Genomic DNA, 26599 nt, shown 5'->3' with positions numbered 1-26599 from the left:
CTCCTATTCGGGCCAGGCGGACACGACTTCGACCGCCTGGGCCACGTTCAGACGTGGATCGCACAAACTCGTGTAGGGACCGGTGATCGCCTCGTGCACGTGGTCCGGGCCGGCGACGCACTCGGTCACGTGGTCGGGGGTGGCCTCCAGGTGCAGGCCGCCGGCGACCGCGCCCTCCCGTGCCATGACCTCGGTGAACCGCTCCACCTCGGCGATGACCGTGGCCACGTACCGGGTCTTGGGGCCGCCGGCGAGCTGGACGGTGTTGCCGTGCATCGGGTCGCACATCCAGATCACCGGGTGCCCGGCCTCGCGGACCGCGCCGGCGAGCCCGGGCAGCCGGGTGGCGACCGAGTCCGACCCCATCCTGGCGATGAGCGTGAGCCTGCCGGGTTCCCGGTTCGGGTCCAGCCGCGCGCACAGGCCGAGCAGGTCGTCGGTGGTCATGCCGGGGCCGACCTTGCACGCCACCGGATTGACCACTGTGGACAGCACGGTCACGTGGGCGCCGTCGAGCTGCCGGGTCCGTTCGCCGATCCACGGCCAGTGCGTCGACGACAACAGCACGCCGTCGGCGTCCTCGCGCAGCATCGGCACCTCGTAGTCGAGCAGTAGCGCCTCGTGGCTGGTCCAGACCGTCGGTTCGGTGTCGTTGCGGGCCCGGATCGCGTCCATCGCCGTGCTCGCCGCCCAGTACCCGGACAGCAGTCGTTTCGGGTCGGGCCGGCGCAGCTCCGGGTCGGGATCGGGGCTGTTGACCATGTGCCCGCGGTAGACCGGGATCTGCCGGCCGCCGACGATCTCGACCGGCTGCGAGCGGGGTTTGCCGAACTGGCCGGCGATCCGGCCGACCCGCAGCACCGGCCGTCCGGACTTGAGCATCAGCACGTCGGCGAGGATGTCGAGCAACGCGGTCTTGCGTTCGACGTGTCTGGAAGTGCACTCGGTGGGGTCCTCCGCGCAGTCGCCCGCCTGGAGCACCTGGTACTCGCCCGCGACGACGCCGGCGAGCAGCGTGCGCAACCTGCGCACCTCGGCACTCGTGACCAGGCCTGGCAGATCGGTGAGCTCCTCCCTCACCTGGGCGAGCAGCGCGGTGTCCTCCCAGGCGGGCTGCTGGTGGGCGGTCGGCAGGGTGGCCGTCAGACGTTCCACTTGATCACCTTGTTGTCCGCAGGAGCGGCTTCCACCAGCCCGGGTTGTCCCGGTACCACCGGACGACACCGCTCAGTCCGTCGTCGAATGACCATCGGGGCGCGTATCCCAGCTCCGACCGGATCTTCGAGTCGTCGATGGCGTAGCGCAGGTCGTGGCCCAGGCGGTCCTCGACGTGCCGCACCATGCCCCAGTCCGCGCCGCACAGGTCGAGCAGCCGCGCGGTCATCTCCTTGTTCGACAACTCCGTGCCGCCGCCCACGTTGTAGACCTCGCCCGCACGGCCGTTCGTCAGCACCAGGTGGACGGCCCGGCAGTGGTCGTCGACGTGCAGCCACTCGCGGACGTTCACGCCCTCGCCGTAGAGCGGCACGGGCTCACCGGAGAGCAGGTTGGTGACGAACCGGGGGATGAGCTTCTCGACGTGCTGGTACGGCCCGTAGTTGTTGGAGCAGCGGGTGATCCGGACGTCGAGCCCGTGGGTCCGCCAGTACGCCAGCGCCACCAGGTCGGAGGCCGCCTTCGAGGCGGCATAGGGCGAGTTGGGCGCCACCGGCTCGGCCTCGGTCCACCGGCCGGTGCCGATCGAGCCGTACACCTCGTCCGTGGACACGTGCACGACGGTCCGGACACCTGCCGTTTTTGCCGCCGTCAGAACGCTTTGCGTGCCTTCCACGTTGGTCCGCATGAACGCCAGTGGTCCGTCGATCGAACGGTCCACATGCGACTCGGCGGCGAAGTGGACGACGGCTTCGTGACCGGCCATCACGCGGGCCAGCATCGGGCCGTCGCAGATGTCACCGCACACGAACGTGAGCCGCGGGTGGTCCATCGGCAGGTTGGCGGTCGAGCCGGCGTACGTCAGCTTGTCCACGACGGTGACCTCGGCGCCCTCGCAGCCGGGGTAACCGTCGTCGAGCAGGGTGCGCACGTAGTGCGAGCCGATGAACCCGGCCGCACCCGTGACCAGGATCCGCATCAGGCCGCCACCTCGGCTGAGGCGTGGTCCCCGATGACGAGGCTGTGCTGCTCGCCGGTGGCCGACACCCGCGCCCACCTGCCGATGATCGAGCCGCGCAGCTCCCGCACGCCGTTGACGTCCGAGCCCTCCAGCAGGATCGAGTCCTCGACGTGCGAGTCGGTCACCACGCACCCGTTGCCCACGGAGGTCGACGGGCCGAGGTAGCTGCCGGTGATGACGCTGCCCGCGCCCACCACCAGCGGCCCCACCAGCCGGGACCGGGTGACCACGGCGCCGGCTTCGACCACCACGGTGCCGAACGTCGTGGACTCGGCGTCGACGTCGCCGTGCACGGCGGGCGTGATCCGCTCCAGCAGCGCGCGGTTGCACTCCAGCAGTTCGTCGACGCTGCCGGTGTCCTTCCAGTAGCCGGTGTACTCTTCGGCGGTCACGAGCTTTCCGTTGTCCACCATGACTTGGAGAGCGTCGGTGATCTCCAGCTCGCCACGCCCGCTCGGGCTCAGGTCGCGCACGGCGTCGTGGATGGCCGCGGTGAAGAAGTACACGCCGACGATCGCCAGGTCGCTGCGGGGCACGGCCGGTTTCTCGGCCAGCGCGCGGACCACGTGGTCGCGGTCGATCACGGCGACGCCGTACTGGCGCGGGTCCGGGACCTTCACCACGAGCAGTTGCGCGTCGGGCCGGCGCTGCTCGAACGCGGCCGCCGCCGCGGTGATCCCGTCGGCGAGCACGTTGTCGCCCAGGTACATCACGAAGTCGTCGTCGCCGAGGAAGTCCTGGGCGACCTGGACGCAGTGCGCGAGGCCGAGCGGTTGTTCCTGGTGGATGTACGTCACGCGCAGACCCAGGTCCGAACCGTCGCCGATGGCGGCCCGGATGTCGGCCGCCCGGTCGCCGACGACCACGCCGACCTCCTCGACGCCGATCTGCCGGATGTTCTCTAGACAGTGCTGGAGAACCGGTTTGTTGGCGACCGGGACCAGCTGCTTGGCCATGGAGTGGGTGAACGGTCGCAGTCGCGTGCCCAACCCTCCGGACAGCACCAGCGCTTTCATCGGTGACCCTTTCGCTCTTCGCATGTGGTTACCGGATCTCACGATGCACGAGGCGCAACGCGGGCAGTTCGAGGCGACTTAAAGGCTCGCCAGGAAAACAGCCGGGCAATCGAAATCCAGTGGCGTGGCCCGGAACCTTCCGAGTCGCGCCACTAGTGGTGTGGCTTGGAAGGTTGCCGGGGGAATTCGCGGTCAGACGGGTGCATCGTGGTGTCGCCCCCACGTCCTCGTGCTGGATGTACGGGGGCGTGGGGGCGGCGCCGCGAGGCGCCCTGCTGAGCGCGGATTACCTCGCCAACGTTCCGAGTCGCGTCACTAGCTCGCCTCTAGCAACTCGTTCTCGTCCCACTAACTCCGTGGCCGATGCTGGGAGACACGTGGTCGCGGCCGCCCCCGGCGTGCCGTCGAGTGGACGATCTGACGGAGGAAACCCTTGTGTTCCAGCGAATAGCGGATTTCCACGAATGGTTCGCCGAGCGCAGGGCCGCGAGCGCCTGTTCGGTGACCCGCGCCCGTCTGGACCAGCTCGACGGCTGGCACGTCCAGCAGGGCACGGGCACGATCCAGCACCACAGCGGGAAGTTCTTCGCGGTGGACGGGCTGGAGATCAGCACCGACCACGCGTCCGTCAGCTCGTGGACGCAACCCATCATCATCCAGCCGGAGTCCGGAATCCTCGGCATTCTGGTGAAGCGGTTCCACGGCGTCCCGCACTTCCTGATGCAGGCGAAGGTCGAACCGGGGAACATCGGGCTGTTGCAGCTTTCCCCGACCGTGCAGGCGACCCGCAGCAACTACACGCGGGTGCACAAGGGAAAAGCGGTTCCGTACCTGGAGTACTTCCAGGCACCCCGGCGCGGCCGGATCCTCTCCGACGTGCTGCAGTCCGAGCAGGGTTCGTGGTTCCTGCACAAGCGCAACCGCAACATGATCATCGAGATCACCGACGACGTCGAGGTCCTGGAGGACTTCTGCTGGCTCACGGCGGCGCAGCTCGGTGAGCTGTTGCGCTGGGACCACGTCGTCAACATGGACTCGCGCACCGTCCTCGCCGGGTGGCCGCTCGCCGAGACCCACTGGGGCCGCGACGCCGCCCTCGACCGGGACCAGCTGTCGGAACTGCTGAGCTGGTTCACCGAGGCGAAGTCGCGCTACCAGCTCACCCGCCAGCGCATCCCGCTGACGAACGTGAAGAACTGGATCATCTCGCCGGAGCGGATCGTCCACGAGAACGACGCCTACTTCGCGATCGTGGGCGTGGACGTGAAGGGCGCCGGCCGGGAGGTCGCCGGCTGGTCGCAGCCGATGATCGAACCGCGTCACCCCGGCGTGGTCGCGTTCGTGACGCGGCACGACGGCGACGAGCCCCGCGTCCTCGTGCACGCCCACACCCAGGCCGGCACGCACGACGTGGTCGAGATGGCGCCGACCGTGCAGTGCGCGCCGGGCAACTACGAGGACACCCCGCCGGACCGCCGTCCGTCCTTTCTGGACTACGTGCTGTCGGCCGGTCGCGAGCGGGTCCTGTTCGACGCGCTGCACTCCGAGGAGGGCGGCCGGTTCTACCAGGCGGAGAACCGCTACCTCCTCGTCGAGGCGGGTCCGGACTTCCCGCGGGAGACGGGGCCGGACTTCGCCTGGATGACCCTGTCGCAGCTCGCCGAGCTGGCCCGGTACGGCAACTACGTCAACGTCGAGGCGCGCAACCTGCTGGCCTGCCTGTTGTTCACCTGAAACCCACTCGAGGAAACACCATGATGATCAGCCTGAACAAAGTGAACGTGACCGGTTGCCCGGCCGACGAGTACGAGCGGGTCTACAAGCAGGCCAGCGACTACATGGCCACCCAGCCCGGCCACATCAGCCAGCTGTTCCTGCGCTCGGAGAACCACCCCGGCACGTACTTCGCGGTCGCGTTGTGGGAGAGCGTCGAGCACTACACCGCGCTGGCGGGCATCGACGAGCTCGTGGCGATCTTCGACCAGGTGATCTCGCTGAACGACCCGGACGCGGCGGACGGGGACAAGATCACGGTCGAGCACCACAAGCCCGAGGTGGTGTACGCGGAGAACACGCTGCCCGGTCACCCGACCGGCGCGATGGTGTGCGTCAACCGGATCACCGTCACCGGCATCTCGCCCGAGGAGTACGAGCGGGTGTACCGGGAGGGCAGCGACTACATGGCCCGCCGGCCGGGGCACATCCGGCACAAGCTGGTCCGCTCGACGACCGAGCCGGACGTGTACTTCAGCATCGCGGAGTGGAAGGACGTCGAGGCCTACCGCGCCCTGGACGAGCTGGACGAGCTGACCGCGATCTTCGCGCAGGTCAACGACAAGATCGAGATCGAGAACCACGAGTGCGTCGTGCGGGGGGACAAGTGAAGGTCGGCGTCAGCCACACCACGTTCACCGAGGACGACGGCACGGTCGCCGATCCCGTCGCGGTGGCGCGGTTCGTCGAGGACCTCGGGCTGGACTCGTTCTGGGTCAGCGACCACCTCGCCTGGGACACCCCGATCCTGGACAGCGTGCTGACGCTCACCGCGGCCGCCGCCGTCACCGAGCGGATCGAGGTCGGGTTCGCCGTCCTGCAGCTGGCCCTGCGCCGCCTGGCGTGGATCGCCAAGCAGGTGGGGACTTTGCAGACCATCTCGCACCACCGCGTCAACCTCGGTGTCGGCGTCGGTGGTCACCCGCACGAGGAGTGGGCGTCCGCCGGGATGTCCCTGGCCGACCGGGGCAGGCGGACCGACGAGGCGCTGCGCGTCCTGCCCGCCCTGCTGGCGGGGGAGACGGTCGCGCTGCCCGACGTGGACGGCGCCCCGGTCACGCTCACACCACCTGCGCCGATGCCCCCGGTGTGGGTGGGCGGTGACTCGCCTGCCGCGTTGAAGCGCGCTGCCGCCTTCGGTGACGGCTGGCTGCCCGCCGCGGTCACCCCGGACCAGATCAGGGCCGGGCAGGCCACCCTGCGCGAGCTGACCGACCAGGCGGAGCGCCCCGCCGTCCGCACCGGCGTGTCCATCTTCGCCACGCTCGACGCCCACGTCGGCGGCATGAGCCGGGAGGCGCTGGTCGACCTGTGCGCCGGCGGGTTCGGCTTCCCCCGTGACCACGCGGACGCGGTCGTGCTCGGCGGCAAGCCCGCCGAGGTCGCCGAACGGCTGGCCGAACACGCCGAGCTCGGCACCGAGCACGCGATCCTGGTGCCGTTCGGCGGTTCGTGGCGGCGGCAGTGCGAACTGCTCGCCGAGGCCAAGTCCCTGCTGCAGGAAGGCGAGGAGTCCTGATGCGCGCGATGAGGTCCCTGGCGCTGGTGCCGGTGGCGATCATGCTCACCCTGTCCGGTTCCGCCGCGGCAGGCGGCCCGGCCGTCCGGTACGCGGAGGGCGGCTTCGACGTCACCAGCTACACGAGCACCCCGTACAAGCAGCTGCCGGACGGCGCGAGCCTGAGCCATCTCAGCATCGTGGACCGCTTCCACGGTGACATCCAGGGTCACGCCACCGCGGAGGCGGAGCTGTTCAGCCGCGCCGACGGGTCCACCCGGGACACCGGGTTCATCCACGTGCAGGGCACGCTGGCCGGCAGATCGGGCGGGTTCGTCATCGAGACGGCCGGTTCGTTCGACGGCAAGAACGTGTCGAGCGTCTGGACGATCGTGCCCGGGTCCGGCAGCGGTGAGCTGAAAGGCTTGCGCGGCAAGGGCACCGAGACGGCGGAGAAGATCGGCGAGGAGTTCGTCGCCAAGTACCGCCTCGGCTACTACTTCGAGTGAGAGCGGAGGACACGTGCTCGTCGAGGACGTCGTCAGCTACCTGGAGATGAAGTCGCCGCAGGAACTGCGCCCGGCGCGGGACCGCGGCACCGAGGTCGAGCTGCGCGAGGTGTCCGATGTGGACACGATCAGGGCCGTCCACGACCGCGTGGCCGGCCCGTACGGCTGGATGTCGCTCGCCTGGACGGCCGAGAAGTGGCGGGAGTCCCTGGACCGGCCGGGCGTGCGGACGTGGGTGCCGCGGATCGACGGCGCCGACGCCGGGTTCGCGTTGCTGTGCTTCGACCCCGGCGGCGACGTCGAGATCGACTTCTTCGGCCTGGCACCGGAGTTCACCGGCCGCGGGCTCGGCGGCCACTTCCTTACCGTCGTCACGCGGACGGCGTGGGAGGCGGGCGCGACGAGGGTGTGGCTGCGGACGTCCTCGTACGACCACCCGCACGCGAGAGCCAGTTATGAGGCTCGCGGGTTCCGGTTGTTCAAGACCGAAACCCGCGAGCGGGAGCTCGTCACACCGTAGAGCGTTCCGGGTGCTGCTGTGCCGTGTCGTCAGTGCGGCGCAGCAGCACCTTCACCAGTACCAGCGCCAGAACCCCGGCGAGACCGGCCATCCACCACAGCACGACGTGCAGGCCGCTGGTGTAACCGGGTTCCGCGAGCCTGCCGCCGGTCATCGTGGCCAGCACGGCGCCCGCGACGGCGATGGCGATGGTCTCGAGCGCGAGGCGCACGGTGTTGAACATCCCGGCGCCGGTCCCGGCACGCGCGGGATCCACGCTGCCGATCGCGACCCCGTCGATCAAGCCGGTCGAGATGCCGAACCCGGCGCCGATGGTGAGCAGCGGTCCCGCGATCGACAGCACCGACGATCCCGGCCCGATCACCGTCAGCCAGGCCGCGCCGATGCCGACCAGGGCGACCGCCAGCACGACGACCCCCTGCGGGGAAATGACCTTGGTGACCAGTGGCGCCACCGGAGGCAGCAGCAGCGTCAGCCCGGTCAGCAGCACCAGCACGACGCCCGCCTCACCGGTGGACATGCCCAGCACCTTGGTGAAGTAGGACGGCAGGTACACGATCAGCGGCAACGGCACCGACACGATCATCGCGCCGGCCAGCGAGATGCCGATGAACTTGCCGTTGCGCAGCAGGGCGAGGTCGAACATCGGCTGGGCCTGGCGCCGTTCCACGACGACGAACGCGGCCAGCAGCACGACCGACCCGGCGAACGCGGCGAGCACCGCGGGCGACGAGAAGCCCCACGCCGGCCCCTGCACGAACGCGGCGATCAGCAGCAGCAACGCGAGCGTGAACGTCGCCGTGCCGGCCCAGTCGACCTTGCGGGAGCCCGGTTCCTTCGACTCCGGCAGCATCGGGACGAGGCAGAGCACGATCACGCACGCGAGCGCGGGCCCGGCGAACACGGCCCGCCACCCGAAGCCCTCGACGAGCACACCGGCGACGGTCGGCCCGAACGCGAGGCCCACGCCCAGCGCCGTGCCGAAGTAGCTGAACGCCCGGATCCGGGCCTTGCCGGTGAAGGCGGACGCGAGGATGGCGGCCGAACTGGCGGCCGCGGCGGCCGCGCCGATACCGGCGAGCACGCGCAGGACGTCGAGCATCACGACGTTCCACGACAGCGCGCTCAGCACGCCACCGGCGGCGAAGATGGAGACACCGGTGGCGAACACCCGCCGCCGGCCGAACATGTCGGCCATCGACCCGCCGGCCAGCATGAAGCTCGCGAAGCAGGCGATGTAGCCGTTCACCACCCACTGCACGGCGGGCAGGTCGGCGTTCAGGTCGGTGGCGATGTCGGGCAGCGCCACCGACGCGCCGGTCAGCGTGATCGGTAGCGAGAGGCTGGAGAGCAGGACGGCCACGAGGACGACTGCCGGGTTGTTTCGCACGTTTCCCCTTGTTCAACGCGGTAGTGCCTGGGCATGCGGGACGCGGATGAAGCCCGTTGCGTCTCCAGCGTGCAACCTCAACCTTTGTTCAGGTCAAGTCCCTGTCGAGCCTCGATCAAGCCACTGTGTGCCCGCCCTAGCGTCGTGACCATGACACCGACGTTCACCACCATCGGCCTGGTCGTCGCCGACATGGCAGCGGCCGCGGCGTTCTACGAGCGACTGGGCCTGAAGTTCGGCGACGATGACGACAACCACCGGGAGTGCGAGCTGGCCGGGGCGGTGAAGCTGACCCTCGACACCGAAGAGGCGATCAGGTCCTTCACACCGGACTGGACCCGCGCGACCGGCAGCCCCCGCGTCAGCCTGGCGTTCCAAGTGGACTCCCCGGAGGCTGTCGACGAGGTCGTGGCGGAGCTCACCGCAGGCGGCGCCGTGGTCACGAGGCCGCCGTGGGACACCTTCTGGGGCCAGCGGTACGCCTCGGTGAGCGACCCGGACGGCAACGAGGTCGACCTCTACGCCACCCTGCCCCAGTAAGCACGGAAGGGACGAGGCCGGCAGCCGGCCTCGTCCCTTCCACATGTCAGACCCTTTCGTGCACAACGGTCCTGCGCGTGCCGAGCAGCGTGTGCACCACCACCGCCGCGACCAGGCAGATGCCGGCGACGATCCACAGCGCCACCCGCCAGGCGTCGGTGAACTGCTCGGCCAGCACCGCGGGGTCCCCGCCGGAGAGCTCGCCCGCGGCGATCTCGTTCGCCAGCTCCGCGGACCCGACCCTGGTCTGGATCAACGCGATCAGCGCGGTGCCGAACACGGCGATCACCAGTGCCTCACCGGCGTTGCGGATCGTGTTGAGGAAGCCCGCCGCCATGCCCAGCCGCGCCGGGTCGACCTGGTTCATCGCCTGCGCGTCGGTGATGCCGAAGGAGATGCCCAGCCCGATGCCCACCGACAGCAGCGGCCCGATCAGCTCGCTCACGCCGATGCCGGGGTGCAGCACGGTCAGCCAGGCGTTGCCACCCGCCACCAGCAGCAGCGCGGAGGTCATCAGCCAGCGCGCGGACACGCCGTGGTTCACGAGCCAGCCGCCGGCCATCGGGATCACCAGGATCGGCAGCGTGAGCATCAGCATGGTCAGGCCCGCTTCCTGCGCGGTGGCACCGTCCACGCCCTGGAAGTAGGTGGGCAGGAACACCAGGATGCCCACGAACCCGACCGACGTGGACACCGTTCCCAGGCACCAGCCGATGAACTTCGCGTTGCGCACCAGGGAGAGGTCGAGCACCGGGAACGCCTGCCTGCGCTCGACCACCACGAACACCACCAGCAGCACCACGCCCGCGACGAGCCCGAACGTGCCGCCCCAGCCGCCCTGCGGACTCTGGATCAGGCCGAACATCAGCAGGCCGAGACCGAGCACGAACGTGACCACGCCCGCCCGGTCCACCTTCGGCCGTTCCGCCGACCGCGACTCGGCCACGAACAACGTGCCCAGCAGGATCACCACGCCGATGACCACGTACGACACGAAGCTGGCGCGCCAGCCCAGCCCGGTGACGAGCCACCCGGACAGGAACGGGCCCATGACCACGCCCGCGCCGCCCGTCGTTCCCATGGCGGCGAACGCTTTCGTCCTGGCGGCGCCGTCGAACGTGACGGCGAGGATCGCGCCGCCGCTGGCCATCACACCGCCCGCGCCGATGCCGGCCACCGCCCGCGCGAGGTCCAGCACCACGATGTCCTGCGCCAGTGCGCACACCAGCGACCCGGCGGCGAACAACGTCGTCGTGAGCACGAACACCCGCTTGCGGCCGAACAGGTCCGACAACGACCCGCACACCAGGGTGAACGCGGACAGCGCCAAGTTGTACGCGGAGATCACCCACTGCAGCGCGGCACCGCTCGCGTCGAGCTCGGCGCCGATCCGGGGCACCGCGACACCGGCGCCCGAGATCGACATCGCCACGGCGAACACACCCACGAGCACGACCGCCAGGGTGAGAGCGGGGCTCGACCGCCTGGTCAACGTGTCGGGAACAGCACTCATACGGCTCTCCTAGGCAGGAGGAAAACGCCCGCCGTGAATTCGGCGAAGACGGTGGATTGGGGCCGGAATTCTGGCCGGTGTTCTCACGCTAACGCGACCCGACACGACGTTCAAGCGCCTTTATGCAACCACTGTGCGGGCTTTTGTTGGCCTCGATCTCGCCCCGAAGTCAGCCCGTTAGCGTGGGTCTCATGCGAATTCTGTTCCTCGCCGGCGGAAGTCCGGCAACGGTTTTCCCGCTGGTGCCGCTGGCGACCGCCGCGCGCAACGCGGGCCACGAGGTGTTGATGGCGGGGACCGAAGGAATCACTTCGTCGATATCCGGAGCCGGGCTGCCCGCGTTGTCGGTGAGTCCGCTGACGATGCTCGACTTCTTCACCAACGACAAGCACGGCAATTCTCTGGAATGGCCGCCGGACCCCGAGGACTGGAAGCTCTTCATCGGCCGCGGCTTCGGCCGGCTGGCCCGCGCGAGCATGGAACCGCTGCTCGACCTGGCCCGGTCGTGGCGGCCGGACGTCGTGGTGGGCGGCCAGCTCGCGTTCGTCGCCCCGTTGCTCGCCAAGCGGCTCGGCGTGCCGTACGTGCGGCACACCTGGGACAGCGGCGAGCCGCCGGAGGCCGACCTGGGCGCCGCCGAGGAACTGGAGCCGGAGTTCCGCGAGCTCGGCCTGGACGGGTTCCCGGTCGCGGACCTGCACGTCGAGCTCTGCCCGCCGAGCCTGCTGCCGCCCGGCCCGGCACCGGCCAACCTCCAGCACATGCGGTACGTGGCTTCGAGTCCACAGAGGACGCTCGAACCGTGGATGTACACCCGGCCGGAGCGCCGCCGGATCTGCGTGACCGCGGGCTGCCGCGTCACCAAGGACCAGTACTTCGACTTCCTGCGCGACCTGGCCGGCAAGGTCGCCCCGCTCGGCGCCGAGATCGTCGTCGCCGCGCCGGAGGACGTCGCCAGGGACCTGACCGCCGGGCTCGACAACGTGCACGCCGGCTGGCTGCCGCTCGACGTCGTGGCGCGCACGTGCGACCTGTTCGTGCACCACGCGGGTGGCGGCACGTCGCTGCTCGTCATGGCGGCCGGGCTGCCGCAGCTGCTCATCCCGAACATGCCCTCGTCCGTCGCGCCGTCGCAGCGGCTCACCGACTTCGGCGCGTCTCTCATGCTGATGCCCGGCGAGGACACGCTCGACGCGGTCGTCTCCGGTTGCCAGGAACTGCTGGAGAACCCGTCGTACACCGAACGGGCGCGGGTCGTCGCCGACGAGATCCGCTCCCAGCCCCTGCCCGTCGACGTGCTCGCCATCGTCGAAGAACTCGTCTAGGAGTTCGAACATGTGCGGAATCACCGGATGGGTCGACTACCGCCAGGACCTGACGGGTCAGGGCGAGCTGGCGGACGCCCTGACGCAGACGATGGCCTGCCGCGGCCCGGACGCGTCGGGCGAGTGGATCGCCGAGCACGCCGTGCTCGGCCACCGCCGGCTGTCCATCATCGACCTGGAGACCGGTCAGCAGCCGATGGCCGCCGACGAGGCCGTGATCACCTACAGCGGCGAGGTCTACAACTTCCGCGAGCTGCGCGACGAACTGCGCGGACTCGGGCACTCCTTCGGCACGACGAGCGACACCGAGGTGGTGCTGCGCGCGTACCTGGAGTGGGGCGAGGACTTCGTCGACCGGCTCAACGGCATGTACGCGTTCGCCATCTGGGACACCAGGACCGAGGAGCTGCTGCTGGTCCGCGACCGGATCGGCATCAAACCGCTCTACTACTACCCGACCGCCGGCGGCGTGCTGTTCGGCTCGGAGCCCAAGGCGATCCTCCGGCACCCCGACGCCGAGGCCGTGGTCGACCGCGACGGCCTGTGCGAGATGTTCACCATCGTCAAGACGCCGGGGCACGCGATCTTCCGCGGCATGTACGAGGTCCGCCCCGGTTCGGTCGTCCGCGTCAACCGCGACGGGCTGACGACACGCCGGTACTGGCGGCTGGAGAGCCGCGAGCACACCGACGACCTGGACACCACGATCGCGAACGTCCGCGCGTTGCTCGAGGACGTCGTGGAACGCCAGCTGTTCGCGGACGTTCCCGTGGGAACCCTGCTGTCCGGTGGGCTCGACTCCAGTGCCGTCACCGCGCTGGCCGCCCGCAGGACGGGGGAGCTGCCCGCGTTCTCGGTCGACTTCGCCGGGCACGACGACCGGTTCGAGGCCAACGTGCAGTGGGAGGACCCGGACACGCCGTTCGCCATCGAGGTGGCGAAGCACGTCGGCGCCGAGCACATCACGATCATGCTCGACAACGACGACGTCCTCGACCCGTCGGTGCGCCGGGCGACGCTCGTCGCGCAGGACCTGCCGATCTCCACCGGCGACATGGAGTACTCGCTCTACCTGCTGTGCCGCGCGGTCCGCGAACGGGTGACCGTCGCGCTGTCCGGTGAGGCGGCCGACGAGCTGTTCGGCGGCTACACCTGGTTCCACGACCAGGACGCGGTGAACAACGGCTCCTTCCCCTGGCACCACCCGTTCGAGAAGGCCGGCGGCATCGGCGCGCTCAAGGAGGTCGGCCTGTGGGACCGGCTCGGGCTGGGCGAGTACATCCGGCACCGGTACGACGAGGCGATGGCCGAGGTGCCGAGGCTGGCGGGGGAGACCGGGACCGAGGCCCGGATGCGCGAGGTCGGCTACCTGAACCTCACGCGGTGGGAGAACTTCCTGCTCGACCGCAAGGACCGGATCAGCATGGCCGTCGGCCTCGAGGTGCGAGTCCCTTTCTGCGACCACCGGCTCGTGGAGTACGTCTTCAACACGCCGTGGGCGATGAAGAACTTCGACGGCCGGGAGAAGAGCCTGCTGCGGGCGGCCATGCGCGGTGTGCTGCCGGACAGCGTGCTCGACCGCAAGAAGAACCCGTATCCGTCCACACAGGACGACAAGTACGAGGCGGCGCTGCGCGAACAGGTGGAGAAGCTCTGCACGCCCGATTCGCCGGTGCTCCAGCTCGTGCCCGAGGAGGGCATCCGCCGGCTGCTCGCACGGCCGGACGGCGCCTACGTCATGGGCGGGCCCTGGGCGGCCAGGGCGGTGCTGGAACGACTGATCGAGTTCAACACGTGGATGACCGAGTACGACGTGCGGCTCGTCCTGTCCGATGAGGACTGACGACCGAGGTGAGGACGGTGTTCCGATGTCAGTCACTGGCGAACCGGCCAAGGGCGAGTACCTGATCGACCCCGACCGGTCGGTGATCTCGTTCACCACCAGGGCGATCTACGGGCTGCTGCGGGTCCGCGGCACGTTCCGGGTCGGCCACGGCAAGATCTCGGTCGCCGAGCCCACCACCGAGTCCACAGTGGACGCGGTGGTGGCGGCGGGCAGCTTCGACAGCGCCAACGCCGAGCGTGACGCGCACGTGCGTTCGGCCGACTTCCTCGACGTGGACGCGCATCCCGAGATCGTCTTCCGCGGCGAGCGGGTCGGCCAGGCCGCGAACGGGAAGCGCACCCTGCACGGCACGCTGACCGTCCGCGGCGTGACCCAGCCGATCTCCCTGGCGCTGCACCGGGTCGGCGGCGACGACCAGGAGCTCCTCGCCCGCGCGACGACCCGGATCGACCGCTACGCCTTCGGCATCACCAAGGCCAAGGGCATGACCGCGCGTTATCTCACGCTGACCCTGGACGTCGTGGCGAACCGCTGATCGTGCGTGGTCATCTCCAACCGGTCGTCGGCGGACAGGATGGCCTCGTGCAACCGGCGCAGCTGCGCCGAGGGCTCGACGCCCAGCTCGTCGGAGACGCTGCGGCGCAGGTGCCGGAACACCTCCAGGGCGCGGACCTGACGGCCGGCGCGGTACAGCGCGAGCATGTACATCGCCTGGAGGTTCTCGTTCAACGGGTGCTGCGCGGCCACGTCACCGATCTCGCTGAGGATGTCGTGGTGGTACCCGAGCCGCAGTTCGGCCTCGAAGCACTGCTCCGTCACCGACAACCGGGCCTCCTCGAACCGGTTGACGTGCGCCCGCAGCAACGGCCCCGCCTGGACGTCGCCCAGCGCGGGGCCGCGCCACAGGCTCAGCGCCCGGCGGAACTTCCTGGCCATCTCGGCGTCGTCGTCCCGTCGCTGGGCCTCCCTGCCCTCGGCGACGAGCTGGTCCCACTCCATCAGGTCGAGCGAGTGGGGCGGCACCATCAGGAAGTAGCCGCGGTTTCCTGTGATCAGGCTCTTGTGCGCCTCGGTGAGCGAACCGAGAGTGGGGGACGCGGCTAAAGCGCGGCGGATCTGGAGCACGTATGTCTGCAGCGTCGGGATGACCGTGCGGGGAGGGTTGCCCTCCCACAGTTCTTCGACGGCGGCGTCGATGGCGACGAACCTGTTGGCGTTGAGCAGGAACAGCGCCAGCAGCTGCCGTTGCTTCGGGGCGGTCGGCAGGTAGGAAACCCCGTTGTCGTGCATGGTCAGTGGACCCAAGATGCCGAATTTCACGACAAGCCTCTTCTGATAGTCATGTGTTGTCATGGCTGAACTGAGGTGTGTGAAAGGCAGAGCACAGCGAAGCGTCGGTGCACGCGCCGGCGCGCACGGGATCAACCAGTTCCGCCGTTGGAACGGGATCAGCGTGGCGCGCACCGGCACGACCGGCGACATTCACTTGGTCGGGGTCAGATGCCCCAATTAATTCCCCAGACCCCCCAGGCACTGCAGAATTCCGAAGCCCCACCCCAGATTCCGATTACCGCGACCCGTCGGCGCCTTCGGTTACGCCGTTCGGGCGGTTGCTCGTCGATGAGGAAGTGCCTACCCCATGGATCCCCCGTTGCCTCATGCGATGCGCCCCCTGTTGCTGGTAGCGTATTCCACCCTGGGGCTAACCAATAAGATGCTCACTTGGTTAGAGCCTACCAGGAACCGCATTGACAACGGCAAGAAAAAACGGGCGATTCGGCCATCCGGGTGACTTTATCAACCGCCCGTGCCGTCGCCGAAGAAGCCCGTCCAGGGCTATTCAAGACATGTCGCCGCAGGTCGTGGACTCATGCGTGCGTTAGAGCCGGTCGTGGTGCCGACTGTGTTGTTGCGAATTCAAGCGGTCAACAAACTCCTGCGGTAGCGCAAGCGGATCCACGCCGTGGGACGTGAATGAAGGGCAGATGTTCTGCGCCTACGGCGCGGACCGGAATGGACGAGGGTTCGTCCATTCCGGTCGCGTTCGGAACTGTCAAACGTTCATTCGCGCGGCGTTCAGGTGTTGTACGCGTGCTTCTCCCGCTTGTCGCGAAGCGCGCCGGCCCACCAGGTGAGCTGGTCGAGCAGTGATTTCGCGGCCAGGTCCGGGCCGTCGGGGTCGAGCAACTTGCCGTCCTCGCCGAACAGCGAGTGCGCCATGGCCAGGCAGATGGTTTCCCGAATGGTGGTCGCGTGCAGCTCGGCGAACACCTGGCGCAACTGCTCGACGGCCCGGGAGCCGCCGGCCAGTCCGCCGTAGGACACGAATGCGACCGGCTTGGCATTCCACTCGACGTAGACCGAGTCGATCGCGAGCTTGAGCGAGGCCGGATAGCCGTGGTTGTACTCCGGGGTCACCACGACGAACCCGTCCGCCGCGCCGATCCGCCGTGCGAACGCCTGGACGTCCGGTGACGGGTACACCCCGGTCACCACCGGGACGGCCTGCTGCACGGTGGGCAACGGCACCTCCGCCAGGTCGATCACGTCGACCGAGACGTCCCCGCGGTGCCGGACGTGTCCGAGGACCCATTCGGCCACGGTCGTGCCGAACCTGCCCTCTCTGGTGCTGCCGATGATCAAAGCCAGGTGCAGTGGTCGTTCTGCGGTCACCGGTCTCCCCTTGGGCGATATCGCTGTAGCCACTCGGCTACCCGCTGCGACCACGCTAATACGTGAACATTGGTTCAGGTCAAGCCTTTGCGGCAGGCTTCAACGATCACCGCTCACGCGGCTGCCAAGGGGGTTCCCACCTGCGCAGATCCGCGCAGTCACGCTCAGGTCGGTCTCGTCAGATCGTCGACCTGCGGCGTCCGTCGATCACCTGCTGGGCGACGTCGGACAGCAACTGGTGGGAGTTGCGGGCATGCGTCCGCAACAACGAGAGCGCGTCCGCGAGGTCGACCTGCAGGCGCACGGTCAGGATGCCCGTCGCCTGCTGGATCGTGACGCCGCTGTCGAGCGCGTTCTGCACCTGTTCGGCGATCATCTCGCTCTGCCACAGCGCGCGGACGTGGAGGATGCCGATCGCCGCGACGTTCGCGAACGACTGCGCCAGCACGGTGACGTCCGCCGGCGTGGGCCCCGGTGACGTCCGGAACAGGTTGAGCGCGCCGATCACCTGGTCGCGCAACCGCATCGGCACGGCGTCGACCGCGGCGAACCCCTGCGCGCGAGCCGCCATCGCGAACCGGGGCCAGCGTTGCGGCGCCGCACCGAGGTCGTCGCACCCCACCGGTGTGCCGGTGTCGAAGCAGTCCAGGCACGGACCTTCGTCCTCCTGCAACTGGAACAACTCCAGCAGCCGCGCCTTCTCGGTGGAGGCCGCCACCAGGTTCAGCACGCCCTGCTGATCGGCCAGCAGGAGGCCGGCCGCGTCCACGGGCAGCAGTTCGACACACCGTTCGGTCAGGGTGTGCAGGAAGTCGATGGTGTCGAACCCGAGCACGAGCGTGTCCGCCAGCTCGACGAAGGTCTGCGCCACCCGGTGGTCCACAACACGCCCCAATTCGCAGGTTCTCGCGTCGGCGTCATCGCCGGGGACTGGGGCGAGCGCACTCCCGATCCATGCTTCCACGTCCCGTCCGAGCACGATTGGTCCAATCGAGTACTAGGGCGTGTCCCGCCTCCGGGACTCTCGACCGTGACTCTCATCGAACGGACTTACGGGACACGCCCTAGCGGGCGCGTCGCGCCGCACACCTGAACCCGTTCGGAGGACGCGTGCCCAGCGGAGGTCGTAGCGCGTCAGCCGCGCGTGCCCGGATCGCCCCACGCCGTTACGTCGACCGTGCCGGCGATGACCGACTCGGCGACCTTGCTGAGGTTCTGGTTGTGGCTGCGGGAGTAACGCCGGAGTGTCTCGAACGCCCGGCCCATCCCGATCTGCAGGCGCTCGGCGAGCACACCCTTGGCCTGTTCGACGAGCACTCTGCTCTGCAACGCGCCCTGCAACTGCTCGGCGAGCAGCTCCTGCTGGTTCAGGAGCTTCGCCTGCAGCAGACCGATCGTGGCCACGTCCGCCATCGCCTGCGCCACCCTGATGGTCGCACTGCTCAGCGCGCCCGGCGCGGCGGTGAACAGGTTCAGCGCGCCGATGGTCTGCTCCCGCAGCCGCATCGGCAGGGCGTGCACCGCGCGGAACCCGGCCTCCGCGGCGATCGCGGAGAACTCCGGCCAGCGCTGCGGAGGCTCCGTGAAGTCGGCCACGGTCACGGGCGCGCACGTCAGGTAGCACTCCATGCACGGACCTTGACGGTGCTGGAGCTCGAACAGCTCCACCAGTCTGGTGCGCTCGCTGGAAGCTCCGACCACGTACAGCTCGCTGTGGTGGTCGGCGAGAAGGATGCCCGCGGCGTCGACCTCCAGGGTGTCGACGCACCGGTCCGCCAGGAGGTGCATGAACTCGACCGAGTCGAAGTCGGCGACCAGGGTGTCGGCAAGCTGCACGAACGTCTCGGCCATGTTCTCCACTGACATTGGGGCCACCTCTGTTGGTCGGTCGCCGGTCGATCACGCGGGATCAGGCCGTGCTTCCGGGGTCAGTCGCAGACGCCGGGCCACCACGTCGCGCGCGACGTCGATCACCGGCCTTTCCTCAGCGAACGCGTGCGCCCTCAGCCGCACCAGAGCCTCCTCCACGCTGACACCCAGTTGCACGGACAGCATTCCGGTGGCCTGGTGGACCTCGGCGCGGCGCAGCGGCATGTCGGCCAGCAGCGCGTTGTTCTCGACCTGGACGCGGGTGAGCTCGTCCAGCAGCAACGACAGGATGACGTCGGCGAGGACCTGGGTGTCCGACGTCTGGTCGTGGGTCATCGGCCCCGGACGCGTGCGGTGCAGGACGAGAAGCCCGATGCGGATGGCTCCGCTGCGCAGCGGGAACGCGAACACCGCTCGCGCGCCGATCTCGAGTGCCGCGGGCACGAACAGCGGCCACCGCCGGTGGTTGTGCCCGGTGTCCAGGTCGCCGGCCAGCACCGGCAGACCTGTGCGGAACGCGTCCGCGCAAGGCCCCTCGCCCAGCGTGAACCGCAGTTCCTCGAGCCGGGCGCCCACCTCGTCCGTGGCGTACCGGGACTCACCGCGATCCGGGCCGCTCATCAACGTGAGCTGCACGCCGCTCACCTCGGCCAGGCGGACACCGGCGTCGCAGGCCGACTCGCTGGACACCTTGGCGCCGCGGGCCGCCGCGTCGGCGGCGAGGTACCCCAGCACCTTGGCCAGCCGGTCACCGCTCACCGCTCAGCCTCCCGTGATCCGGAGCATCCCGTGTCGTGGCTTCCACGGGAGAACGCACCCTAATCCGCCGGGACCGCGTTTCGAGGGGGGCCACTTCGCCCGGCGAGTTCCCTGCGCAGCACTTCGAGGGTCTCGTGCTGGGCCAGGCGCACGACAGCGGGCGTGGAGCCCAGCACGGTCGTGGTCTGTTCGGCGGAGCCCGTACACCAGTCGCAGCCTCAGCACCTGCTGTCGCGGGCCGGGCAGCAGCCCCAGCAGCTGGGCGGCCTGCCTGCCGTTCACGGCAGCCCTCCGGCCGGTGCGGCGGGCATGGCGCTGACGCGCGCCGCCAACTCCCGGGCTCCGCCGTGGGAGCCGTGCCGGCGGGCGTGCCCGGCGAGCGGGCGGATGCGGTCCCGCACGCGAGCCGAGCCGAGGGTGCCGGCCGACACGAGTGCCTGGAACCCGATGGCCACGCCCTGGTCGACATCGCCCTCGACCAGGTGGTTGGTCGACAGCAGGATGAGGCTGAACGCACGGCTGCGGGCCATGTCGTCGCCGTAGCCGTCGATCGCTTCGACGAGCAGCGGAACGGCGGTCCTGGCGTGCTGCCGGTCCACGGTCCGGGCCAGGTCGGTGTGGACCGCGCCGGTGAGCGCCGACAGGTCCGTCGCGGTGAAGAACCTCGCCCAGTCGGGCACCCGCGTGTGGTCGGCGTCGGCGAACTGGCCCCGGCCGCGGTCGAGCAGTGTCCGGGCGCCGTCCCACGAGCCCTTCTTGGCACAGGCCCACGCCGAGTTCATCGACATGATGCTCCCGCCGATCCCGTCTCCTGACCGCTTCGCCGCGAGCTGTCCGAGCTGGAAGTACGCCGACGCCTCGTCGAGCCTGTCCTGGTGCAGGCACACGCGGCCCAGCCGGTAGCACACGTTCGCCGTCAGCCCGGAGTGCCGGCCGAGCCCCGCCAGCACCAGGGCGTGGCAGAAACGCGTCTGGGCCCTGCTCGCGAATCCGGCGTCGAAGTACGCCCAGCCGGCGACGTTGTGCAGGTCGGCCAGAGCCACGTACAGCTGCCGCCGCACCTTCGCGGACGCGGACGCGGTGAGCATCCGGTCGCCCGCACGGAGCAGAGCGTCGAGGTCGGTCAGACAGGACTCGCCGCCGTGCCGGTAGTCCGTCGCACGCAACGCCTGTGTGCCCGCCTCCAGCCCTGTGACCTCGGAGACCCCGATCGATCGAGGGGACTGCTGATCGACCGGAAGACGATCGGGCATGGCCATGGCGGCACTCCTGACACCAGGACGGGAGAAGCGGGCGCCGCCGAGGTCCGGAGCGGTGGACGAGTCACCTGGGCTGAACCAGGTGCCAAGCCGATGATAGACGGCTTCAGGTGGCCATACGGGTCGACTTCTCCGGCCGCTTCGCTGCCGAACGGCCCTAGGGCGTGTCCCGTCTCCGGGACTCTCGACCGTGACTCTCATCGAACGGACTTACGGGACACGCCCTAGTCGCGCCAGTCCGGGTCGGCGCGATCGTCGGCCGCCGCGTCGACGCTTCCCCTCACCCGCGCCGCCTCCCGCGTGCACTCCATCGCGCTGTGCCCGGCGGAGTAGGTCTCCAGCCCGTCACCCAGGCCCCCGGCACCCTGCGCCCGGGCAACGCCGACGGCCTCGTGGAGACCGGCGCGCAGGTGTACCCAGTCGGTGATCCGGCGCGCGGCGGCGGCGCGCTGGGCGGGGCCGCGTGCGGAGGGGCTCATGACTTCCACCATCCTCCAGGTCGGTGGGAAAAGCGAGGTGAGACAAGAAAAGAGTGAGTCAAGAAGGGACGGTGCGCGGGACTGAATTGCGAGTGTGCGGGTAGGTCCTTGTGACGCGGGCGAGGAGCAGACCCGCTGACGAGGGAGCCCGCGTGAGCGAATCGGAACTGCGGCGCACGGCCGCGGAGGCGTTCGGCTGGACCGAGCTGCGCGCCGAGCAGCTGGCCGGCATGCAGCACCTGCTGGAGGGGCGGGACACGGTGGTCGTCATGCCCACCGGCGCCGGGAAGTCCGCCATCTACCAGGTCACGGCGATGCTGCTGGACGGACCGACGGTGGTGGTGTCGCCCCTGATCGCGCTGCAACGCGACCAGGTGGCCGGCCTGCGCGCCAACGACGCGCCCGCGGCGGCCGCGGTGAACTCGGCACAACCGGCGCAGGACAACGAGGCCTCGTGGCGGTCCTTCACCGACGCGGACGCGGAGTACCTCTTCCTCTCGCCCGAGCAGCTGGCCAAGGAGGAGGCGCTCGACCGGCTGGAGCGGGCCAAGCCCTCGTTGTTCGTCGTGGACGAGGCCCACTGCGTGTCCGCGTGGGGCCACGACTTCAGGCCCGACTACCTCAGGCTGCGCCACGTGGTCGAACGGCTCGGTCACCCGCCGGTGCTGGCCCTGACCGCCACGGCGAGCGGACCGGTCAGGGCCGACATCGCCGAGCACCTGGGGATGCGGGATCCGGCGGTGATCGTCGCCGGTTTCGACCGGCCGAACCTGCACCTGGCCGCGCGGTTCTGCGCCGACGAGGCCACGCGGACGGACGCGGTGATCGACTGGGTGGCACAGCGGGAGGGGGCCGGCCTCGTGTACGTGCCCACGCGCAAGGATGCCGAGCGGTACGCGGACGCTCTGGCCGGCCGGGGTGTGTCCGCGGCGGCCTTCCACGCCGGGATGAAGGCGGCCGACCGGCGCCGCGTGCAGGACGAGTTCATGTCCGGCGGCATCGACGTCGTGGCGGCCACGTCGGCGTTCGGGATGGGCATCGACAAGCCGGACGTGCGGTTCGTGGCGCACGCCGCGATGCCCGGTTCGCTGGACGCCTACTACCAGGAGATCGGCCGCGCGGGCCGCGACGGCGCCCCGGCCGAGGTGATGGTGTTCCACCGGGCGGAGGACCGCGGCCTGCACCGGTTCCTCACCGGCGGCAAGCTGGACCGCGCCGGGGTGCGGCAGGTCGCCGCGGCGGTGCGCCGCCGCCGTCCGGGAGCCGGGATCGGTGAGCTGGCCGAGGGACTCGGGCTGACCCGCCGCAAGGCCACGAACCTGGTGAACCTCCTGGAGGGCGCCGCGGTCGTGCGCACCACCGGGGACAGGGTCCGGTACGTCCCGGACGCGCCCTCGCCCGCTCAGGCCGTCAAGGCGGTGGAGCAGGACGTCGAGCGGCGGCGGAGACGGGACCGCTCCAGGATCGAGGTGGCACACGGCTACGCGGAGGCGCGCTCGTGCCGCCGGCGGTTCCTGCTCGGGTACTTCGGAGAGCGGCTCGACGAGCCGTGCGGCAACTGCGACGCCTGCGACGAGGGCCTGCCGGCCGAAGCCGCGGAACCCGCCGGGTACCCGCCGAACACCGTTGTGCGCCATGAGGAGTGGGGCCGCGGCACGGTCGTGCACGCCGAAACGGACCGGCTCGTCGTGTTGTTCGACGACGTCGGCTACAAGACGCTGTCGCTCGCCGCGGTGCGGGACAACGGCGCGCTCGTGGCGTTGTGACGATCGACGCGCCGGTGCGGAGCAGCCGGGGGTTTGACGGCACCGGTGGTGGCAACACCTCCGCCATGCCGATCGCCGAATCCTTCAAGAGCGTCCAGGGCGCCTACGCCGCTGACGAACGTCGCCCGCTGCTCGGATACCTGGCCTCGCTGGGCGCGTTCGGCGCGCTGGCGGGCATCGCCACGGCCGTTGGCCGGTACAAGGGGACACGACTCCCGGAGCGGTTCACGGCAGGTGACACCGTGCTGCTCGCCGTGGCCACCCACAAGGCGAGCAGGCTGCTCACCAAGTCCTCCATCACCAGCGTGCTGCGGGCACCGTTCACCCGGTACGAGCAGCCTGCCGGTGCCGCCGAGGTCAACGAGAGCGTGCGCGGTCACGGCGTGCGCCACGCCGCCGGTGAGCTCATGACCTGCCCGTTCTGCTCGGGCGTGTGGATCGCGAGCGCCCTCACCGCGGGCCTGGTGCTCGCGCCGCGGGCCACCCGGCTGGTCGCGACCACCCTGTCGGCCGTCGCGGCGTCGGACTGGCTGCACCTCGCCTACGACGCCGCCAAATAGCCGCGATCGGCCTGCCCGCAGGAGGACCGGAATCCCGCGCCGCCGCCGCGCCGGGCCCGGTTCGTGTCCACAGTGGATGGACCGGTCCGCGCCCCGCGGCGGCCGCTGCCTGCCCGGTTTCCCGCCCGCGAAGTGCGCGGAGGTGGCAGCGGTTCGTATCCTGGTGCTTCACAACAGCGTCGGTGCGAGGGGCCGAGAGTGGACGGGCAGCGTCGAGACCGGCTCGAGCGGATGATCGCGGAACGCACCACGGGTTCCGAGTGGCCGCTGGCGCTGTGCGCGGTGTGCGTGCACGTCCTGCCCGGGGTGGACGCCGCGGCGCTGGTCCTGCGGGGCGACGCGCGGGCGCAGGAGATGGTCAGCGCCAGCGACGGGTGGGCGGCGTCGATAGAGGAACTCCAGTACACCCTCGGCGAAGGGCCCGCGGTGGAGGCCTTCCGCGGCGGCGGCCCGGTGCTGGTGCGGGACGTGAGCACCGAGGAGGGCCGGTGGCCGGGATTCGCCGACGCGGCCGCGGAGCAGGGCCTCGCCGCGATGTTCGCGTTCCCCCTCCAGGTCGGCGGCATCCGGCTCGGCACCCTGGACCTGTACCGGCGCCGTCCCGGCGGGTTGTCCGCGGAGGCGGTGACGGACGCGGCCCTGCTGGCCGATCTCGCGACGCTCGCGTTGCTGGAGAACGAGCTGGCGAACGACGAGGACAAGCTGCGGATGGAAGTGTCCTATCAGGACGTGCACATGGCGACCGGTGTGCTGGCGGCGAAGCTGCGCATCAGCCTCGAGGACGCCTTCGCCCGGTTGCGGGCGCACGCGTTCGCCGAGCGGCGGTCGGTGCTGGAGGTCTCGCGCGACGTCCTCGACCAGCGGATTTCCCTCGATCGACTGGCGGACTGAACGGTGTCGCACGACGACGGGTCGTATGCTGTGACCGTGTCCGATGTCCGAGATGAGGTTGTTCCCGCGCTGAGCGAGCTCACCGCGAGCCTGATCGACCATCACGACCCGGACACGGTGTTGCGCCTGGTGACCGCCGCGTGCACGAGGTTGCTCGGTGCCTCCGCCACCGGCGTGATGCTGAGCGACCCGCGGGGCGGCATCAGCGTCGTGTCCGCCTCCGACGAGCGGTCGCGGTTCGTGGAACTCCTGCAGGCCCAGGTCGACGAAGGTCCCTGCGTCGACTGCATCAAGGACGAGGTGGCCGTGACCGCCACCGACCTCACGACGGACGACCGGTGGCCCGCGTTCCGGCCGTCCGCGCTCGACGCCGGGTACCGCGCGGTGCACGCCGTGCCCATGCGACTGGACCGGCAGGTGGCCGGGGGGCTGAACCTGCTCTACCTCGAGCCCGCCACCCTGGAGCCCTGGCAGCAGTGCCTGGGCCAGGTGCTCGCCGACCTGGCGGTGCTGGGGCTGTCCCAGGAAACCGGCCCGGCGCGCGTCCACCGGCTGACCGAGCGCACGCTGACCACGATGAACGACCGCGTGCAACTCGCGCACGCCGTCGGCCTGGTCGCGGGCACCCTCGACGTCGGTGTCGACGTCGCGCGGACCCTGATCTTCGACCACGCCCGCGAGCAGGGCAGCTCGGTGCGCGACGTCGCCAGGGCCCTCACCAACGGCGAGGTCGCTCCCGCCGCGGTGACCGCACACCACTAGGGCGTGTCCCGTGAGTCCGTTCGATGAGGGTCACGGTCGAGAGTCCCGGAGGCGATGCCGCCGCAATGCCCTCATACCGGGCGTATTCGGGCTTTGCGGCGGTGCCGTCTCCGGGCCCTCGGCCGCGACTATCGCGGACGAGACTTACGGGACACGCCCTAGCCGCAGGGGAGATCGGCCCAGACGGTCTTCCCGACCGGGTGCGACACGACGCCCCACTCCTCGGCGAGCTTGTTCACGATGATCAGGCCGCGTCCCCGTGTGGTGTTGAGCCGGGAACGGCCCAGGGTGGGCAGGTCCGGTGAGGCGTCGTCCACCTCGATGCGGAGACGACCGGCGGCCTCGAGGCGCCGGAGGCGGAGCTCACGGGGATGGCGCCCGTGGTCGTAGGCGTTGCTGACCAGCTCGGTCACGGCCAGCTGCACGTCCTCGAGCAGGTCCTGGGACAGGTGGCTGAACGCGCCGGAGATCCAGCGGCGCATCGCGGACAGCGAGGGTGTGTGTTCGTGCAGCTCCAGGGAGAGGGTCGTCGGTGCGGAGGGAGGTTCGTCGCTCGCGGCCATGGCCGAACCGGTCCACTTCTGTGAAGACGTTCGAAGTGCTCCGATACCCGGCCGCGGGGCACCGCAAACCGCGAAACCCGATCAGGTCGCCGGCGCGTCAGCCGCGGGTGACCTCGTCGAGGACGTTCCTGGCGACGTCGCGCAGCTTGATGTTCTGGTGCTGGGAACGTTCCACGAGCAGCGCGAAGGCCTCGTCGGCGGAGCAGGTGTGCACGGCCATCAGCACCCCCTTGGCCTGGTCGATCACGGCGCGCGAGCCGAGCGCGAGTTCCAGGTGCTCGATGCGGTCACGGGAGCGCTGCCACCGCTCGGCGTTGCCGATCATGGCCGTCGCCGCGACCGTGAACAGGCGCAGGAGCCCCTCGTCGAACGGGTCGAAGGCCGTCGCGGCGCGGCTGTAGACGTTGACCGAGCCGATGTGCCGTTCCAGCCCGTCGCCCGCGGCCGCCAGCACGACCGGCACGGACAGGTAGGCGCGGACACCGTGCGCGGCCGCCGCGGCTTCGAACTCCGGCCACTCGTCGAGGTGTTCTCCGACCACCGCGCGCACGGCCCGCAACGAGCGGGCGGCCTCCAGGCACGGTCCGCGGTCGGCGCCGTACTGCTGCTCGTCGAGTTCGACGAGCCGGTCGTCCGTGGCGGCCGCCGTGCGCGGCTGCTCGGTGGTCACCGCCGTGATGGTCACGGCGTCGGCATCGGGTATCGCCCTGACCGCGGTCTCGGCCAGCCGTCGCAGCGAGCCGCCGAGCGTTTCCTCGCCGGTGAACGCGTCGCGCAGCAAGCCCAGCGCTTCGGTCGTCTCGTCCAGGCGTGCGAGTGGATCAGGACGGTCACTGGCGGTCATACCCCGTACCCTCGTTCCGAGCGGAGATCAGGACGCCAGCTGCTTGACGCGAAGTCCGGTGATCATAC

General features: G+C 70.0%; 27 protein-coding genes. 13 read left to right on the top strand and 14 right to left on the bottom strand.

Annotated elements, in window-relative coordinates; genetic code table 11:
• Positions 1-3 precede the first annotated feature (3 nt).
• Genes AB0M48_RS06080 through AB0M48_RS06070 form a run of 3 tightly spaced genes read right to left on the bottom strand, consistent with a single transcriptional unit; the run spans position 4 to position 3192 of the window.
• Positions 4-1155, bottom strand: a complete 1152-nt coding sequence (locus AB0M48_RS06080; RefSeq protein WP_363836263.1) for a 3-deoxy-7-phosphoheptulonate synthase — start codon at positions 1153-1155, stop codon at positions 4-6.
• Between the two features lie 4 nt (positions 1156-1159).
• The gene (gene rfbB, locus AB0M48_RS06075; RefSeq protein WP_363836262.1) at positions 1160-2134 is read right to left on the bottom strand and encodes a dTDP-glucose 4,6-dehydratase; all 975 of its coding nucleotides are present in this window, start codon (positions 2132-2134) and stop codon (positions 1160-1162) included.
• The gene (locus tag AB0M48_RS06070) at positions 2134-3192 is read right to left on the bottom strand and encodes a glucose-1-phosphate thymidylyltransferase (RefSeq protein WP_363836261.1); all 1059 of its coding nucleotides are present in this window, start codon (positions 3190-3192) and stop codon (positions 2134-2136) included. Before AB0M48_RS06070 ends, rfbB begins: the two co-directional genes overlap by 1 nt.
• A 408-nt stretch (positions 3193-3600) precedes the next feature.
• On the opposite strand from AB0M48_RS06070, the gene AB0M48_RS06065 reads away from it, so the two are divergent.
• The 5 genes from AB0M48_RS06065 to AB0M48_RS06045 are packed head-to-tail and all read left to right on the top strand — an operon-like array spanning position 3601 to position 7492.
• On the top strand, positions 3601-4926 hold the full coding sequence (locus AB0M48_RS06065) for an NDP-hexose 2,3-dehydratase family protein (RefSeq protein ID WP_363836260.1): 1326 nt from the start codon (positions 3601-3603) through the stop codon (positions 4924-4926).
• Between the two features lie 20 nt (positions 4927-4946).
• Positions 4947-5576: an antibiotic biosynthesis monooxygenase gene (locus AB0M48_RS06060; RefSeq protein ID WP_363836259.1), complete on the top strand. Its 630-nt coding sequence runs from the start codon at positions 4947-4949 to the stop codon at positions 5574-5576.
• Positions 5573-6484: an LLM class flavin-dependent oxidoreductase gene (locus tag AB0M48_RS06055; protein ID WP_363836258.1), complete on the top strand. Its 912-nt coding sequence runs from the start codon at positions 5573-5575 to the stop codon at positions 6482-6484. The genes AB0M48_RS06060 and AB0M48_RS06055 overlap by 4 nt, the downstream gene beginning before the upstream one ends.
• Complete coding sequence (locus AB0M48_RS06050) at positions 6484-6972, top strand: DUF3224 domain-containing protein (RefSeq protein ID WP_363836257.1); 489 nt, start codon at positions 6484-6486, stop codon at positions 6970-6972. Before AB0M48_RS06055 ends, AB0M48_RS06050 begins: the two co-directional genes overlap by 1 nt.
• A 13-nt stretch (positions 6973-6985) precedes the next feature.
• Positions 6986-7492 (top strand): GNAT family N-acetyltransferase, encoded by a 507-nt coding sequence (locus AB0M48_RS06045; RefSeq protein WP_363836256.1) that lies wholly within the window; start codon positions 6986-6988, stop codon positions 7490-7492.
• Here the strand turns inward: AB0M48_RS06045 and AB0M48_RS06040 are convergent.
• Positions 7482-8882, bottom strand: coding sequence for an MFS transporter (locus AB0M48_RS06040; RefSeq protein ID WP_363836255.1), 1401 nt, complete (start codon positions 8880-8882; stop codon positions 7482-7484). The two genes, AB0M48_RS06045 and AB0M48_RS06040, sit on opposite strands and share 11 nt — an antisense overlap.
• 150 nt (positions 8883-9032) lie before the next feature.
• On the opposite strand from AB0M48_RS06040, the gene AB0M48_RS06035 reads away from it, so the two are divergent.
• Complete coding sequence (locus AB0M48_RS06035; protein WP_363836254.1) at positions 9033-9422, top strand: VOC family protein; 390 nt, start codon at positions 9033-9035, stop codon at positions 9420-9422.
• Positions 9423-9468: 46 nt separating this feature from the next.
• Here AB0M48_RS06035 and AB0M48_RS06030 read toward each other — a convergent pair whose 3' ends face one another.
• Positions 9469-10935 carry an MFS transporter gene (locus AB0M48_RS06030; RefSeq protein ID WP_363836253.1) on the bottom strand — a complete coding sequence of 489 codons (1467 nt, stop codon included), beginning with the start codon at positions 10933-10935 and terminating at the stop codon, positions 9469-9471.
• A 191-nt stretch (positions 10936-11126) separates the two neighbouring features.
• Here AB0M48_RS06030 and AB0M48_RS06025 point away from each other — a divergent pair, with 191 nt between their 5' ends.
• Genes AB0M48_RS06025 through AB0M48_RS06015 form a run of 3 tightly spaced genes read left to right on the top strand, consistent with a single transcriptional unit; the run spans position 11127 to position 14641 of the window.
• Entirely contained in the window at positions 11127-12260 is a 1134-nt protein-coding gene (locus AB0M48_RS06025) for a glycosyltransferase (RefSeq protein WP_363836252.1), read from the top strand.
• Positions 12261-12270: 10 nt separating this feature from the next.
• Positions 12271-14103 (top strand): asparagine synthase (glutamine-hydrolyzing), encoded by a 1833-nt coding sequence (gene asnB, locus AB0M48_RS06020; protein WP_363836251.1) that lies wholly within the window; start codon positions 12271-12273, stop codon positions 14101-14103.
• A gap of 25 nt (positions 14104-14128) precedes the next feature.
• Positions 14129-14641: a YceI family protein gene (locus AB0M48_RS06015; protein ID WP_363836250.1), complete on the top strand. Its 513-nt coding sequence runs from the start codon at positions 14129-14131 to the stop codon at positions 14639-14641.
• Here the strand turns inward: AB0M48_RS06015 and AB0M48_RS06010 are convergent.
• From AB0M48_RS06010 to AB0M48_RS05980, 7 genes are all read right to left on the bottom strand, one after another.
• Positions 14602-15426 (bottom strand): AfsR/SARP family transcriptional regulator, encoded by an 825-nt coding sequence (locus AB0M48_RS06010; RefSeq protein ID WP_363836249.1) that lies wholly within the window; start codon positions 15424-15426, stop codon positions 14602-14604. The genes AB0M48_RS06015 and AB0M48_RS06010 overlap by 40 nt on opposite strands.
• Positions 15427-16182: 756 nt before the next feature.
• The gene (locus tag AB0M48_RS06005) at positions 16183-16779 is read right to left on the bottom strand and encodes an NAD(P)H-dependent oxidoreductase (RefSeq protein WP_363836248.1); all 597 of its coding nucleotides are present in this window, start codon (positions 16777-16779) and stop codon (positions 16183-16185) included.
• 178 nt (positions 16780-16957) lie between these two features.
• Positions 16958-17650 carry a GAF and ANTAR domain-containing protein gene (locus tag AB0M48_RS06000; RefSeq protein WP_363836247.1) on the bottom strand — a complete coding sequence of 231 codons (693 nt, stop codon included), beginning with the start codon at positions 17648-17650 and terminating at the stop codon, positions 16958-16960.
• A 263-nt stretch (positions 17651-17913) separates the two neighbouring features.
• The gene (locus AB0M48_RS05995) at positions 17914-18645 is read right to left on the bottom strand and encodes a GAF and ANTAR domain-containing protein (RefSeq protein WP_363836246.1); all 732 of its coding nucleotides are present in this window, start codon (positions 18643-18645) and stop codon (positions 17914-17916) included.
• A gap of 33 nt (positions 18646-18678) precedes the next feature.
• On the bottom strand, positions 18679-19407 hold the full coding sequence (locus AB0M48_RS05990; protein WP_363836245.1) for a GAF and ANTAR domain-containing protein: 729 nt from the start codon (positions 19405-19407) through the stop codon (positions 18679-18681).
• 278 nt (positions 19408-19685) lie between these two features.
• Positions 19686-20666, bottom strand: a complete 981-nt coding sequence (locus tag AB0M48_RS05985) for a transcriptional regulator (protein ID WP_363836244.1) — start codon at positions 20664-20666, stop codon at positions 19686-19688.
• A gap of 224 nt (positions 20667-20890) precedes the next feature.
• Positions 20891-21145 carry a hypothetical protein gene (locus AB0M48_RS05980; protein ID WP_363836243.1) on the bottom strand — a complete coding sequence of 85 codons (255 nt, stop codon included), beginning with the start codon at positions 21143-21145 and terminating at the stop codon, positions 20891-20893.
• A gap of 152 nt (positions 21146-21297) precedes the next feature.
• Here AB0M48_RS05980 and AB0M48_RS05975 point away from each other — a divergent pair, with 152 nt between their 5' ends.
• The 4 genes from AB0M48_RS05975 to AB0M48_RS05960 all read left to right on the top strand — a co-directional run bounded on the left by AB0M48_RS05975 (position 21298) and on the right by AB0M48_RS05960 (position 25124).
• The gene (locus AB0M48_RS05975) at positions 21298-22911 is read left to right on the top strand and encodes a RecQ family ATP-dependent DNA helicase (protein WP_363836242.1); all 1614 of its coding nucleotides are present in this window, start codon (positions 21298-21300) and stop codon (positions 22909-22911) included.
• The gene (locus AB0M48_RS05970) at positions 22908-23471 is read left to right on the top strand and encodes a DUF1360 domain-containing protein (RefSeq protein WP_363836241.1); all 564 of its coding nucleotides are present in this window, start codon (positions 22908-22910) and stop codon (positions 23469-23471) included. The genes AB0M48_RS05975 and AB0M48_RS05970 overlap by 4 nt, the downstream gene beginning before the upstream one ends.
• A 198-nt stretch (positions 23472-23669) precedes the next feature.
• Entirely contained in the window at positions 23670-24362 is a 693-nt protein-coding gene (locus AB0M48_RS05965; RefSeq protein WP_363836240.1) for a GAF and ANTAR domain-containing protein, read from the top strand.
• A gap of 36 nt (positions 24363-24398) precedes the next feature.
• Positions 24399-25124: a GAF domain-containing protein gene (locus AB0M48_RS05960; RefSeq protein ID WP_363836239.1), complete on the top strand. Its 726-nt coding sequence runs from the start codon at positions 24399-24401 to the stop codon at positions 25122-25124.
• A 158-nt stretch (positions 25125-25282) separates the two neighbouring features.
• On the opposite strand, the gene AB0M48_RS05955 is transcribed toward AB0M48_RS05960, so the two are convergent.
• Both AB0M48_RS05955 and AB0M48_RS05950 read right to left on the bottom strand, forming a co-directional pair.
• Positions 25283-25687, bottom strand: coding sequence for an ATP-binding protein (locus AB0M48_RS05955; RefSeq protein ID WP_363836238.1), 405 nt, complete (start codon positions 25685-25687; stop codon positions 25283-25285).
• 97 nt (positions 25688-25784) lie between these two features.
• The gene (locus AB0M48_RS05950) at positions 25785-26531 is read right to left on the bottom strand and encodes a GAF and ANTAR domain-containing protein (protein ID WP_363836237.1); all 747 of its coding nucleotides are present in this window, start codon (positions 26529-26531) and stop codon (positions 25785-25787) included.
• Between the last annotated feature and the right edge of the window lie 68 nt (positions 26532-26599).

This window comes from Lentzea sp. NPDC051208, from assembly GCF_040682435.1.
Taxonomy (GTDB): Bacteria; Actinomycetota; Actinomycetes; order Mycobacteriales; family Pseudonocardiaceae; genus Lentzea; species Lentzea kristufekii.
Note: the sequence above shows the minus strand (reverse complement) of the source record. Positions and strands in the feature narration are given on the sequence as shown.